At 59.3% G+C, this 15023-nt stretch carries 4 protein-coding genes, 5 rRNA genes and 1 pseudogene; 1 reads left to right on the forward strand and 9 read right to left on the reverse strand.

What is annotated here, in order from left to right; translation table 11 throughout:
• Positions 1-368 precede the first annotated feature (368 nt).
• The 3 genes from FBY31_RS12485 to FBY31_RS23045 form a co-directional block, all read right to left on the reverse strand.
• Positions 369-1894 (reverse strand): 16S ribosomal RNA (locus FBY31_RS12485).
• Between the two features lie 1007 nt (positions 1895-2901).
• The gene (locus tag FBY31_RS23040) at positions 2902-3156 is read right to left on the reverse strand and encodes a transposase (protein ID WP_235013040.1); all 255 of its coding nucleotides are present in this window, start codon (positions 3154-3156) and stop codon (positions 2902-2904) included.
• Positions 3157-3253: 97 nt separating this feature from the next.
• A complete protein-coding gene (locus tag FBY31_RS23045) occupies positions 3254-3394 on the reverse strand; it encodes a transposase (protein ID WP_200833365.1) in 141 nt (46 codons plus the stop codon).
• A 595-nt stretch (positions 3395-3989) separates the two neighbouring features.
• On the opposite strand from FBY31_RS23045, the pseudogene FBY31_RS23350 reads away from it, so the two are divergent.
• Positions 3990-4330, forward strand: a pseudogene (locus tag FBY31_RS23350) (YciI family protein).
• A gap of 168 nt (positions 4331-4498) precedes the next feature.
• On the opposite strand, the gene rrf (FBY31_RS12500) reads toward FBY31_RS23350, so the two are convergent.
• The 6 genes from rrf (FBY31_RS12500) to rrf (FBY31_RS12525) form a co-directional block, all read right to left on the reverse strand.
• Positions 4499-4615, reverse strand: a 5S ribosomal RNA gene (gene rrf / locus FBY31_RS12500).
• Positions 4616-4842: 227 nt separating this feature from the next.
• A 23S ribosomal RNA gene (locus tag FBY31_RS12505) occupies positions 4843-7968 on the reverse strand.
• Positions 7969-8478: 510 nt separating this feature from the next.
• Positions 8479-10004, reverse strand: a 16S ribosomal RNA gene (locus tag FBY31_RS12510).
• The 16S, 23S and 5S rRNA genes sit together here, the layout of an rRNA operon.
• A gap of 567 nt (positions 10005-10571) precedes the next feature.
• Positions 10572-13598 carry a glycoside hydrolase family 2 TIM barrel-domain containing protein gene (locus FBY31_RS12515; RefSeq protein ID WP_142041301.1) on the reverse strand — a complete coding sequence of 1009 codons (3027 nt, stop codon included), beginning with the start codon at positions 13596-13598 and terminating at the stop codon, positions 10572-10574.
• A gap of 118 nt (positions 13599-13716) precedes the next feature.
• Positions 13717-14724, reverse strand: coding sequence for a LacI family DNA-binding transcriptional regulator (locus FBY31_RS12520; RefSeq protein WP_142041304.1), 1008 nt, complete (start codon positions 14722-14724; stop codon positions 13717-13719).
• A 106-nt stretch (positions 14725-14830) separates the two neighbouring features.
• A 5S ribosomal RNA gene (rrf, locus tag FBY31_RS12525) occupies positions 14831-14947 on the reverse strand.
• Between the last annotated feature and the right edge of the window lie 76 nt (positions 14948-15023).

The raw sequence follows: 15023 nt of genomic DNA on the forward strand, positions 1-15023 counted from the left end.
ATGTAGTTCTCAAACAACAACCCCAAACCACACACCCCACACATCTACATGCATGCCCGGTGCAGCCAGGAAACCAGAAACAAACAAACCCGGAAACCACCGCAGCCAAAAGCCACGGTCAACCCCGGTCCTGTTGCCTCAGGACCCAACAGTGTGCCAAACACTAAACCACCCACACCCCAACCCCGCCGTTCCAGGACACCAAAGCATCCGTACTAGACAAGAAAGAAACACAAGCAGCCGCTATTTGTTGATATTCCACCCTTGAGCACCCGCCGCAGAACAATCGTCTGCGCAACGGGCCTTTACTCCTGACAAACCCCACGCCCCCACATACATGGAAACGGTGGCTTGTAGGTGCTCCTTAGAAAGGAGGTGATCCAGCCGCACCTTCCGGTACGGCTACCTTGTTACGACTTAGTCCCAATCGCCAGTCCCACCTTCGACAGCTCCCTCCCACAAGGGGTTAGGCCACCGGCTTCGGGTGTTACCAACTTTCGTGACTTGACGGGCGGTGTGTACAAGGCCCGGGAACGTATTCACCGCAGCGTTGCTGATCTGCGATTACTAGCGACTCCGACTTCATGGGGTCGAGTTGCAGACCCCAATCCGAACTGAGACCGGCTTTTTGGGATTAGCTCCACCTCACAGTATCGCAACCCTTTGTACCGGCCATTGTAGCATGCGTGAAGCCCAAGACATAAGGGGCATGATGATTTGACGTCGTCCCCACCTTCCTCCGAGTTGACCCCGGCAGTCTCCTATGAGTCCCCACCATCACGTGCTGGCAACATAGAACGAGGGTTGCGCTCGTTGCGGGACTTAACCCAACATCTCACGACACGAGCTGACGACAACCATGCACCACCTGTAAACCGACCGCAAGCGGGGGACCTGTTTCCAGGTCTTACCGGTTCATGTCAAGCCTTGGTAAGGTTCTTCGCGTTGCATCGAATTAATCCGCATGCTCCGCCGCTTGTGCGGGCCCCCGTCAATTCCTTTGAGTTTTAGCCTTGCGGCCGTACTCCCCAGGCGGGGCACTTAATGCGTTAGCTACGGCGCGGAAAACGTGGAATGTCCCCCACACCTAGTGCCCAACGTTTACGGCATGGACTACCAGGGTATCTAATCCTGTTCGCTCCCCATGCTTTCGCTCCTCAGCGTCAGTTAATGCCCAGAGACCTGCCTTCGCCATCGGTGTTCCTCCTGATATCTGCGCATTTCACCGCTACACCAGGAATTCCAGTCTCCCCTACATCACTCTAGTCTGCCCGTACCCACCGCAGATCCGGAGTTGAGCCCCGGACTTTCACGGCAGACGCGACAAACCGCCTACGAGCTCTTTACGCCCAATAATTCCGGATAACGCTTGCGCCCTACGTATTACCGCGGCTGCTGGCACGTAGTTAGCCGGCGCTTCTTCTGCAGGTACCGTCACTTTCGCTTCTTCCCTACTGAAAGAGGTTTACAACCCGAAGGCCGTCATCCCTCACGCGGCGTCGCTGCATCAGGCTTGCGCCCATTGTGCAATATTCCCCACTGCTGCCTCCCGTAGGAGTCTGGGCCGTGTCTCAGTCCCAGTGTGGCCGGTCACCCTCTCAGGCCGGCTACCCGTCGTCGCCTTGGTGAGCCATTACCTCACCAACAAGCTGATAGGCCGCGAGTCCATCCAAAACCACAATAAAGCTTTCCACCAACCACCATGCGGCAGTCAGTCATATCCGGTATTAGACCCAGTTTCCCAGGCTTATCCCAGAGTTAAGGGCAGGTTACTCACGTGTTACTCACCCGTTCGCCACTAATCCCCGGTGCAAGCACCGGATCATCGTTCGACTTGCATGTGTTAAGCACGCCGCCAGCGTTCATCCTGAGCCAGGATCAAACTCTCCGTTGAAGTAAAACAGACACAACCCCCAGCCCCGGGAAAACGGGACCAAAAAGCTGCACAAAATTTGAAACCAGCTGTAAAAACCAGACCCCACCACAGGGGCGGAAGGATCCAGCCAAAACAACCAATCAATAAAACAATTGGTATCAACAAACTTGGCACACTATTGAGTTCTCAAACAACAGACACACCCGGCACCACCCAAACCAACGTTCAGGATCGCTCCGGAGCAACTTTTCAAACTTACCCGACCACCGGAAGCTTTGCAAATCAGCGTTTCCGCAATTACCAGCTTCCAACAATCAGCCCCCACCCGAACCGGCACGCCCAAAAGCGAACCATTTCCAGGCCATTTGAAGAAGGGGGGTTGGCCGCAAACTTTCCGCATCAGCGGCGGCGACTCAGAAAACAATACACCCCCACAGCCCACCCCGCAAATCAACCCCAACCCCACCCCCACACCCCCAAAAAGCCCTCCAACCCGGGGAACTTTCAGGCAAACGGCCCTACTTTTCCACCGATAACCCAAAGCCGGCGACTATGGACCCGGTCACATCTACCAGCACTCACAACTCCCGCGCCACAGCGCCTGCCCCCGGGTCTGCCAATTGTTCGGTCAAGCGGGTTGTTTCTTGTTCTAGTTCCCGCTGACGGACAGGCGTCCATCGAAGCTGAACTCGCAGGCGTTCGGCGGGCCTTCCAGCGGTTGCACCAGCGTCTTCGGCCCTTACCGGTGGAGTCCAGGCTCAGGATCGCAAGGTAGATGCACTTCGGCTGCCTCCCCCGGCGCGGTGTATACCGGTTTGAGGTCCTTGGCGATCTGCGACCAGTCCTTCCTCGAGGCATAGCGGAAGCTGTCGGGCAGCAGGTGAACGAGGCATAGCGGAAGCTGTCGGGCAGCAGGTGAACGAGGCATAGCGGAAGCTGCCGGGCAGCAGGTGAACGATGCATGTCGGCGCGATGGCCTGCGGCCGTACCGCACCGACTGCATCCGGCAGGCCCTTGAGCCCGTCTCAGACCATGATGCAGCAGTCGGCCACGCCGCGGTTCTTGATCTCGGTCAGCACCCGCAGCCAGTACTTCGCGACCTCGCCGTCGCCGTGCTCGCCAGCCCACAGTCCGAGGATCCCGAGTCCCGTCCACCGTGACGGCCAAGCAAGGTAGATCGGGCGGTTCGCGACCTGGTCGTCGCCGCTCTTCACGCTTACGCAGTCGATGAAGATCATCGGGTGCACCGGATCAAGTGTGCGGTTCTGCCATTCGCCCATCCGCTCCAGCACCCGATCATTGATCGCGGAGATGGACTGTTTGGAAACCTCGGCGCGCCATAAACCTCTGCCAGGTACGCCAACACCTCACCGTGCGTCAGGCCACTTTCCGCGGCTCGAACGCGTCGCGGTCTCTGGGCAGCGAGATCTCCACCAGCCCGGCCTCGGTCAGCACCATCTTGGACCGCCGGCCGTTACCGGAATTACCGCCGTCGCCCTCCAGCACGGACTCCATCATCGGCTTGGTCAGCTTCTGCAGCAGGCCGCCTTCCCGGTCAAATGCAGCCCTTCAGCGCGGACACATGAGCGGGAGTTGTAGCGCCTGGATGGGCATGAAGTAGGTTGTGTGCTCTAAGAGCCGTGGCTGTTGTGTGGAACTCCTGAGCGTCGTCGACAGCATCCGGGATCCAAAGCGTGGATGCCTGAATGCGGAAGGCCCGAATCGGTGATGGCTGGGTCTGGCCGCAGGTCGTCTGGCGGTTACTCGTGCCATCACTCCGTCCCCTGCCGTACCGCGACTGCCCTCCCTCGTGTCTCGGGCTCGTGGTACATGGCTGCCGGCAGTAAGAGGGGCTTCCGGCTCAGTCCGTGGAAGGGATCCTTGACCGCGACCAAGGCGCACGCCAGCACCTCACGATCGGGCTCCAGCCGCTGCGGGTGACATCCACACCCAGCTCGTCGAGAGTACAGAACGTGGTCAATCAGAACATGCGAAAGCGGTCGCGACTCTCGACCTTGACTACGTGTCGCGCGCCGGAGCCATAATCGGGCTGGGCACCAGAGCGTGCACAGAGATGAGCCGACGGATGGCGCTGCCGGAGAGGAGCCCCCGAATGACCAAGTACCTGATCTCGTTTCCGAGTGAGGCCATGGCGTTCCCCCAAGAGGACTTCGAGGCGGTGGTCGAAGCCGCGCATGCCGTCATCGATGAGGCCAAGTCGGCGGGCGTATACGTCTTCGGTGGCGGGATCGATGAAGACATGACCCGGTGCTCGTGGCCAGCGACGGTACCGTCACCGAAGGCACGTACCCAGGCCACAAGATGCCCAATGGGGGCTACACCGTTCTCGAGTTGCCTTCACGGGAGGCGGCACTCGAGTGGGCAGCGAAGACCGCCCTCGCCTGCCGCTGCTCGCAACAGGTTCGGCAGTTCCAGTACGACCCGGCCAGCTGACGAGGGCATTGTCAGCCAGAGGCGGTGGTGGATCGCGTGCCCATAATGAAGGCGTGCAGCAGCGAATGGACGGTCACCTTGACCGACGGCGCTGAGGGTTGGCCTTGGTTGTTTAAATGCGGGAGGCCCCAACCAGGTGCTGGTTGGGGCCTCGACCGTTTAATGGTTGTCCGGCGGTGACCTACTCTCCCACACCCTCCCGGGTGCAGTACCATCGGCGCTGTGGGTCTTAGCTTCCGGGTTCGGAATGGGACCGGGCGTTTCCCCCACGCTATGACCGCCGTAACCCTTGTACCCGCCACACACCCCGGGGGGGTGGTGTGGGAAAACTGTGGTTACAACATGTTCTGCAATGAATGCAGTAGTGGTGTTGTTATTCAATTATGTTCCCTCAGCAACGAAACCAGGTTTGGTTTGTTGTTTGGGAACCACATAGTGGACGCAAGCAGTCTTGTTTCTTTTTACCATCAGCTGGTGTGAACGTCTTTTGAATCCGTTCACGCCAATGGTGTGTGGTGTAAGTTATCGGCCTATTAGTACCGGTCAGCTTCACGAGTCGTTAGTCCTCGCTTCCACATCCGGCCTATCAACCCAGTGGTCTGGCTGGGGGCCTCTCACACACAAGGTGTATGGAAATCTCATCTCGAAGCGAGCTTCCCGCTTAGATGCTTTCAGCGGTTATCCCATCCGAACGTAGCTAATCAGCGGTGCACTTGGCAGTACAACTGACACACCAGAGGTTCGTCCGTCCCGGTCCTCTCGTACTAAGGACAGCCCTTCTCAAATTTCCTGCGCGCGCAGCGGATAGGGACCGAACTGTCTCACGACGTTCTAAACCCAGCTCGCGTACCGCTTTAATGGGCGAACAGCCCAACCCTTGGGACCTACTCCAGCCCCAGGATGCGACGAGCCGACATCGAGGTGCCAAACCATGCCGTCGATATGGACTCTTGGGCAAGATCAGCCTGTTATCCCCGAGGTACCTTTTATCCGTTGAGCGACGGCCATTCCACAATGTACCGCCGGATCACTAGTCCCGACTTTCGTCCCTGCTCGAGATGTCTCTCTCACAGTCAAGCTCCCTTGTGCACTTACACTCGACACCTGATTGCCAACCAGGCTGAGGGAACCTTTGGGCGCCTCCGTTACTTTTTAGGAGGCAACCGCCCCAGTTAAACTACCCATCAGGCACTGTCCCTGACCCGGATTACGGGCCGAAGTTAGATGTCCAAAGTGACCAGAGTGGTATTTCAACGATGACTCCACCCGAACTGGCGTCCGGGCTTCAACGTCTCCCACCTATCCTACACAAGCCACTCCGAACACCAATACCAAACTATAGTAAAGGTCTCGGGGTCTTTCCGTCCTGCTGCGCGTAACGAGCATCTTTACTCGTACTGCAATTTCGCCGAGTTTATGGTTGAGACAGCGGGGAAGTCGTTACTCCATTCGTGCAGGTCGGAACTTACCCGACAAGGAATTTCGCTACCTTAGGATGGTTATAGTTACCACCGCCGTTTACTGGGGCTTAAATTCTCAGCTTCGCCGTGAGGCTAACCGGTCCTCTTAACCTTCCAGCACCGGGCAGGAGTCAGTCCGTATACATCGTCTTGCGACTTCGCACGGACCTGTGTTTTTAGTAAACAGTCGCTTCCCCCTGGTCTCTGCGGCCCCGATCCCCTCCGGACAGCTAGTGTCCATCAAGGTTGGGGCCCCCCTTCTCCCGAAGTTACGGGGGCATTTTGCCGAGTTCCTTAACCATAATTCTCTCGATCGCCTTAGTATTCTCTACCTGATCACCTGTGTCGGTTTGGGGTACGGGCGGCTAAAACCTCGCGTCGATGCTTTTCTCGGCAGCATAGGATCACCAAATCCCCCCAAACGGGGGTCCCATCAGATCTCAGGCATCATGAACAGCGGATTTGCCTACCGTTCGCCCTACATCCTTAGACCGGGACAACCATCGCCCGGCTCGGCTACCTTCCTGCGTCACACCTGTTAATACGCTTGCCTCCCAGGATCAGGTCCTGCGCTCCACCAAAACCCTCACACCACAAGGGTGATCGGGCAGGTTTCGGGCAGTTAGTATCCCCTGTTCAGCATGGGCGGTTTTTCGCCGGTACGGGAATATCAACCCGTTGTCCATCGACTACGCCTGTCGGCCTCGCCTTAGGTCCCGACTTACCCAGGGCAGATTAGCTTGACCCTGGAACCCTTGATCATTCGGCGGACGGGTTTCTCACCCGTCTTTCGCTACTCATGCCTGCATTCTCACTCGTGTAGGCTCCACCGCTGGTTTACACCGCGACTTCACTGCCCACACGACGCTCCCCTACCCATCCAGACGCCTGAACCACAAGGGCTTAGCAAAAATCTGAATGCCACAACTTCGGCGGTGTACTTGAGCCCCGCTACATTGTCGGCGCGGAATCACTTGACCAGTGAGCTATTACGCACTCTTTTAAGGATGGCTGCTTCTAAGCCAACCTCCTGGTTGTCTGAGCAACTCCACATCCTTTCCCACTTAGCACACGCTTAGGGGCCTTAGTTGGTGGTCTGGGCTGTTTCCCTCTCGACTATGAAGCTTATCCCCCACAGTCTCACTGCTGCGCTCTCACTTACCGGCATTCGGAGTTTGGCTGACGTCAGTAACCTTGTAGGGCCCATTAGCCATCCAGTAGCTCTACCTCCAGCAAGAAACACGCAACGCTGCACCTAAATGCATTTCGGGGAGAACCAGCTATCACGAAGTTTGATTGGCCTTTCACCCCTACCCACAGCTCATCCCCTCCATTTTCAACTGAAGTGGGTTCGGTCCTCCACGACGTCTTACCGTCGCTTCAACCTGGCCATGGGTAGATCACTTCGCTTCGGGTCTAGATCACGCCACTGCAACGCCCTATTCAGACTCGCTTTCGCTACGGCTTCCCCACACGGGTTAACCTCGCGACGTAACACTAACTCGCAGGCTCATTCTTCAAAAGGCACGCCGTCACAACTACAAGGCTGCTCCGACGGATTGTAAGCACACGGTTTCAGGTACTGTTTCACTCCCCTCCCGGGGTACTTTTCACCTTTCCCTCACGGTACTGGTCCGCTATCGGTCATTAGGGAGTATTTAGGCTTATCAGGTGGTCCTGACAGATTCACACGGGATTTCTCGGGCCCCGTGCTACTTGGGATACTCATCCGGGCGGTACACAACATTACGGTTACGGGGCTCACACCCTCTCTGGCCGGCCTTTCAAGACCGTTCACCTATGCCTGCACATCACACCCTTCCAGTCCGGCAGAACTGAAACGGAAAGTCCCACAACCCCGACCATGCAACGCCCGCCGGCTATCACACATGGAACGGTTTAGCCTGATCCGCGTTCGCTCGCCACTACTAACGGAATCACTATTGTTTTCTCTTCCTGCGGGTACTGAGATGTTTCACTTCCCCGCGTTCCCTCCACGCACCCTATGTGTTCAGATGCGGGTCACCAGGCAGCTCGCGCCCCTGGCGGGGTTTCCCCATTCGGACACCCTGGGATCACAGTCCGGTTATCGACTCCCCCAGGCTTATCGCAGATTCCTACGTCCTTCTTCGGCTCCTAATGCCAAGGCATCCACCGTGTGCTCTTAAAAACTTGACCACAAAAGATCAAAAACTAATTTTCGAGAAAACCATGGAACCGGACCGAAACCAGCCACACCCCGAAAGGCACAGCCAACCACGGACAGATCCAGGTTCATATTCTTGGAAATTGCTTCTTATAAAAGATGCTCGCGTCCACTATGTAGTTCTCAAACAACAACCCCAAACCACACACCCCACACATCTACATGCATGCCCGGTGCAGCCAGGAAACCAGAAACAAACAAACCCGGAAACCACCGCAGCCAAAAGCCACGGTCAACCCCGGTCCTGTTGCCTCAGGACCCAACAGTGTGCCAAACACTAAACCACCCACACCCCAACCCCGCCGTTCCAGGACACCAAAGCATCCGTACTAGACAAGAAAGAAACACAAGCAGCCGCTATTTGTTGATATTCCACCCTTGAGCACCCGCCGCAGAACAATCGTCTGCGCAACGGGCCTTTACTCCTGACAAACCCCACGCCCCCACATACATGGAAACGGCGGCCTGTAGGTGCTCCTTAGAAAGGAGGTGATCCAGCCGCACCTTCCGGTACGGCTACCTTGTTACGACTTAGTCCCAATCGCCAGTCCCACCTTCGACAGCTCCCTCCCACAAGGGGTTAGGCCACCGGCTTCGGGTGTTACCAACTTTCGTGACTTGACGGGCGGTGTGTACAAGGCCCGGGAACGTATTCACCGCAGCGTTGCTGATCTGCGATTACTAGCGACTCCGACTTCATGGGGTCGAGTTGCAGACCCCAATCCGAACTGAGACCGGCTTTTTGGGATTAGCTCCACCTCACAGTATCGCAACCCTTTGTACCGGCCATTGTAGCATGCGTGAAGCCCAAGACATAAGGGGCATGATGATTTGACGTCGTCCCCACCTTCCTCCGAGTTGACCCCGGCAGTCTCCTATGAGTCCCCACCATCACGTGCTGGCAACATAGAACGAGGGTTGCGCTCGTTGCGGGACTTAACCCAACATCTCACGACACGAGCTGACGACAACCATGCACCACCTGTAAACCGACCGCAAGCGGGGGACCTGTTTCCAGGTCTTACCGGTTCATGTCAAGCCTTGGTAAGGTTCTTCGCGTTGCATCGAATTAATCCGCATGCTCCGCCGCTTGTGCGGGCCCCCGTCAATTCCTTTGAGTTTTAGCCTTGCGGCCGTACTCCCCAGGCGGGGCACTTAATGCGTTAGCTACGGCGCGGAAAACGTGGAATGTCCCCCACACCTAGTGCCCAACGTTTACGGCATGGACTACCAGGGTATCTAATCCTGTTCGCTCCCCATGCTTTCGCTCCTCAGCGTCAGTTAATGCCCAGAGACCTGCCTTCGCCATCGGTGTTCCTCCTGATATCTGCGCATTTCACCGCTACACCAGGAATTCCAGTCTCCCCTACATCACTCTAGTCTGCCCGTACCCACCGCAGATCCGGAGTTGAGCCCCGGACTTTCACGGCAGACGCGACAAACCGCCTACGAGCTCTTTACGCCCAATAATTCCGGATAACGCTTGCGCCCTACGTATTACCGCGGCTGCTGGCACGTAGTTAGCCGGCGCTTCTTCTGCAGGTACCGTCACTTTCGCTTCTTCCCTACTGAAAGAGGTTTACAACCCGAAGGCCGTCATCCCTCACGCGGCGTCGCTGCATCAGGCTTGCGCCCATTGTGCAATATTCCCCACTGCTGCCTCCCGTAGGAGTCTGGGCCGTGTCTCAGTCCCAGTGTGGCCGGTCACCCTCTCAGGCCGGCTACCCGTCGTCGCCTTGGTGAGCCATTACCTCACCAACAAGCTGATAGGCCGCGAGTCCATCCAAAACCACAATAAAGCTTTCCACCAACCACCATGCGGCAGTCAGTCATATCCGGTATTAGACCCAGTTTCCCAGGCTTATCCCAGAGTTAAGGGCAGGTTACTCACGTGTTACTCACCCGTTCGCCACTAATCCCCGGTGCAAGCACCGGATCATCGTTCGACTTGCATGTGTTAAGCACGCCGCCAGCGTTCATCCTGAGCCAGGATCAAACTCTCCGTTGAAGTAAAACAGACACAACCCCCAGCCCCGGGAAAACGGGACCAAAAAGCTGCACAAAATTTGAAACCAGCTGTAAAAACCAGACCCCACCACAGGGGCGGAAGGATCCAGCCAAAACAACCAATCAATAAAACAATTGGTATCAACAAACTTGGCACACTATTGAGTTCTCAAACAACAGACACACCCGGCACCACCCAAACCAACGTTCAGGATCGCTCCGGAGCAACTTTTCAAACTTACCCGACCACCGGAAGCTTTGCAAATCAGCGTTTCCGCAATTACCAGCTTCCAACAATCAGCCCCCACCCGAACCGGCACGCCCAAAAGCGAACCATTTCCAGGCCATTTGAAGAAGGGGGGTTGGCCGCAAACTTTCCGCATCAGCGGCGGCGACTCAGAAAACAATACACCCCCACAGCCCACCCCGCAAATCAACCCCAACCCCACCCCCACACCCCCAAAAAGCCCGAAAAGACAAGGGATTCCCGGGGGTGTAGCGCCGGGAAAAGTCGCCGGCAGGGCGGACCGGACCCTATGCGCTGCCTCACATCCGCGCGCTTGGCCTGCTAACGCACCGAAAGCACCAGCGTGAAGTCGGCTGACCGGGGCTTTAGGCGGTAGTGCTCCAGCACGCCCGGACCGCAGGCAGCAGTTCCCACTCCCCTAAGCGCGTGGTCAAAATAGAGGTATGTCCTCCCGTCGGGCTTCAGCTCCGGCCGGTGTTCCGCCGCATCCAATACCTCTAGGCTGTAGGGCCGGACAGTCAGGGCAAAGGGTTCACCAGCTATTTGGAGCGTCTTATCGCGAAGCTGCACTGCAGCCGACCGGACGCCGGACCGGGCCCCCGACTCCTGCGGTCGAACGTAGTCCACGTCCAAGTCCGCTAAAGGCAGTGAGAACCAGCCCGTCCGTGTGCCCTGCCCCGTGTCCGGGTAGCTCTGGTGCGGGCCCTGGCCAAACCAACTCACGGATGCAGCCTCGTCAGCCAACACAAGTTCCAGTCCGATCCGCGCCCATTCGACCTCAAAGCCACGGTTTACCCAGGCATCGTCAGGCTGGACCTGGGTCCGAAGCGCAACGGCTTCACCGTCGCTGGTCCAGGTGTAATCCACAAACACGCCGTACTGCTTGTCCGCTGCGCTCACCCGGGTACGGACCGTCAGTGATTCCCCGCCTCCGGGGCTGGCCGCGGCGCTGATACCCAGCAATCGGGCGTGGAGCAGGTTCAGCCTGGCGTCCTTCCACTGGGTGGCGAGCGGCCGCTCATCATCACCGCCCCACTCCCGGCCCAGGTCGTTGTCCGTGGGCGGCCACCACAACGTCAACGCCAGCTTCTCCACAGCTACGCCGCCGATGGAGGTGGGCATGCCGGTAATCCGGCTGAACAGCACCGGCCCCAGTTGAAGTTCGGTGTCCTGGACGCGCACCGGCTCAACCGGTGACGGCTTGCCAGGGGAACCCGCCCCACGAACCGACTGCCCCCACGCAACTTCGTGCCCCGCCGGAGCCCAGGCTGTTTCAGCTGCGAGGACCGCGCTGACTGAAAGGACCGCGGCGTGGCCCTCAGTCAGCCCCGAGACCAAAGCCGCAAGGCTGGCCGGAAGCGGCACAACTGCCTCATCCTGAGGTGACACCGGCGCAACTTCGACTGTGCCGCCGTCGACCGCCCCGCCATTGGCCTCCACCGTGTAGCGGAAGCTGAACGCCGAAGTGTCCGCGAAGTCCTGGCCGTTGCAGACGGTGAAGCCGGACCAGTCACCGGCCACCGTGATGGGGAGGGGCTCGATGACCTTTTTGAAGTCCAGCAGCCCTGGCCTGGGGTTGCGGTCGGCGTCCACCAAGCCATCGGTGACGAAGTTGCCGTCGTGAACTTCCTCACCAAAGTCGCCACCGTAGGCATAGTGCCGGCCGCCGTCCGGAGATGTGACGGTGATGCCGTGTTCGAGCCATTCCCACACAAACCCGCCCATCAGGCGCGGATACTTCTCGAAAAGCTCCTGGTACTCCGACATGCCGCCAGGTCCGTTACCCATGGCGTGCACATATTCGCAAAGCATAAAAGGCATGGCCCGGCGCCGGGCGTCCAGCGCGGCATCCTCCAGGGGCGGCTCAATTCCCTGCCCGATCAGCGCCGTTTCCGCCTGGCTGGCATACATCCGGGAGTAGACGTCAACATGCGCCGAGGACCAGTCGCCCTCGTAGTGGATGGGACGCGACGGGTCCCGGTCCTTGGCCCAGCGCGACATCGCCGCGAGATTCCTGCCGGTGCCGGCTTCATTGCCCAGCGACCACATGATCACCGCTGGATGGTTCTTATCCCGCTCCACCGTGCGGCGCATACGGTCAACCAGGGCTTCCTCCCACTGCGGATCATCGCTGGGGTTCCGGGCCCAGCCGGCACTCTCGAAGCCATGCGTTTCGAGGTCGCACTCAAGCACAACATAAAAACCGAGCTGGTCCGCGAGGGCAAGGAACTCGGGGTGCGGCGGGTAGTGGGACGTCCGGATGGCGTTGATGTTGTGCTGCTTCATCAGCCGCAGTTCGGCCTCCACGACGTCCCGGGGCACCACCCGGCCAAGGCGCGGGTGGTGCTCGTGGCGGTTGACTCCGCGCAGCAGGATCCGCCGCCCGTTGACCTTGAACTGGGCATCTTCGATGACAATACTGCGGAAGCCCACCTGCAGCGTTACGGTCTCGCCGGCTACGCCTATGGTTGCCGCATAAAGCCGGGGCACCTCGGCGGACCAGGGTTCGACGGCGGGAATGCGCACCTCAGTCCCGGCCGGCAGTTCCAGATTCAGCTCCGGAACGCGAACGACGGCGTCAATCGCCTGCCCGCCCCGGCTCACCTCCACGGTAAGGATGCCTTCGCCCGTGCGGTGATCGTACTCCGCGTGGACAAATGCATCATCGATGCCGCCGGCCGGGCGGGCCTGTAGCGTGACGTCGCGGAAGATGCCGGGGAGCCACCACATGTCCTGGTCCTCCGCATAACTGGCAGCGGAAAACTGCGCCACCCGCACGGCCAGGGTGTTCTTCCCCTGCGTGAGGATTCCGGTCACGTCGAATTCATGGGCCAGCCTGCTGCCCCGTGTGGTGCCGAGTTCCGCGCCGTTCAACCACACCGTCCCGGCAGATTCGATGCCGTCGAACCGCAGCAGCGCGTGTGGAAGGAATTCGGGCCCCGCCTCGAAGACCACCACGTGGTCGCCGATGGGGTTGGACTCCGGGACGTGCGGCGGCTCCACAGCGAATGGGAACTGGACGTTGGTGTAGGCGGGAGCGCCGTGGCCGTGCATGGGCCAGCTGGACGGGACAGGCAGGATGCCGAAGTCCTTCAGGTCCTCCCCCAGCTGCCAACCGTTGTCAGGAGCCACCCTGATTCCGGGGCTGAGCCGGAATTGCCATTGCCCGTTTAAGGACAATCGGGGCGCGTCACTGTGTAGGTAGGCCCGTGCCGGCAACGTTCCTTTCCCGGGTTCCAGGGAAGCCAGATTCGCGATAGCCTCCGCGCCTATTTCCAGGCTGCGGGAGTGCCCTCCAGTGCTTTCGGGGGAGTTGCCGGAGAGGAGGGAAGGGGATTGAACTGACATGGGCTTCCTTGCTTCATGGGTGATCCGGAGGTGGAGGGCAATCTGGTGGGGCGTTGTACGTGAACGTTCACGACTCAAGACCCAGCCTACCGTTTGTTGCCTGCCTTGAGTAGAGGGTTCAGGCAGATTGGCGAAGCACCAGCTGGTGTTTAAGGGTCAGCTTGGCGTCCTCGCTCCCGGCTTGGATGGCGCCGCTGAGGAGATTGTCCACGAGGTCGACGGCGGACCGGCCTACCGCCCTTAGGTCGAGTGCCAGCGTGGTCAGCTCAGGTGTCACGAGTTCGCCCAGGGGTATGCCGTCCATCCCTATCACCGCACAGTCCCCTGGAACTGTCCTTCCGGCATCGGACAGCGCTTTCAAAGCCCCCGCCGCCATCAGGTCATTGAACACCAGAAGCCCGTCGATCCCGCAGTGTTCCTCGAGCATCGACCGGACGGCATCTCGGGCTGCGCGAGCGGTATCTCTGCTCTGCCGGACGATGAGCTCGATTCCCGCCTCGGCGGCGACCGCGGCGACGGCAACGCCACGGGTGGTGGCCGGACCTTCCTGGTCCGAATCAAGGTAAGCGATCCGCCGGCGATGGCCCGCTTGGAAGCGATGGAGTGCAAGGCGGGCGCCGTGCGAGTAGTCGAAGGAGATCCCGCCGGCAGCTTGCCCCGCCGGATAATCGAGTACCACCACGGGGCGCCGGCCCATCATCGCCTGGGCATCGCTGGAGCGCGCCCCGAGATATCCGATCAGGGCATCAACCTGCGGTGCCAGCCGGGCCACGGCATCCAGGCCGCTGGCACTGCCGTGGCCAAAATCATCAACCACCACATTCCAGCCGCGCTGGGTTGCTACTTCCACCACGCTTGACGCGAAAGCCGGGAAGTACGGGTTGGTGAGGTCCGGTATGGCCAGCCCGAGGGAGGTCCGGGCTCCTTGCACCAAGCCCTTCGCGAAGCGGCTGGGGGTGTAGCCGAGCTCTGCCGCAAGTTGTTGCACGCGCTCCCGCGTAGCCGGGCTGATTCCCGGCATCTCGTTCATTGCGCGGGTCACCGTCTGGCGCGAGACACCCGCGGCGGCCGCAACATCCAAGATCGTTGCTCGCTGGATGCGGGGTGCGCGGGAATGTGAGGCCATGACGGTAAGTCTAGGCGGGTGTGGGGGGGGTTGTTGGATGGGGGGTTGGGGTTAAAGCAGAGAGGGCCCTGACGTCGTTTGTCAGGGCCCTGCTCTTGTAATTTATGTCCGGCGGTGACCTACTCTCCCACACCCTCCCGGGTGCAGTACCATCGGCGCTGTGGGTCTTAGCTTCCGGGTTCGGAATGGGACCGGGCGTTTCCCCCACGCTATGACCGCCGTAACCCTTGTACCCGCCACACACCCCGGGGGGGGTGGTGTGGGAAAACTGTGGTTACAACATGTTCTGCAATGAATGC

The sequence above is a fragment of the Arthrobacter sp. SLBN-100 genome, assembly GCF_006715305.1.
Classification (GTDB): Bacteria; Actinomycetota; Actinomycetes; order Actinomycetales; family Micrococcaceae; genus Arthrobacter.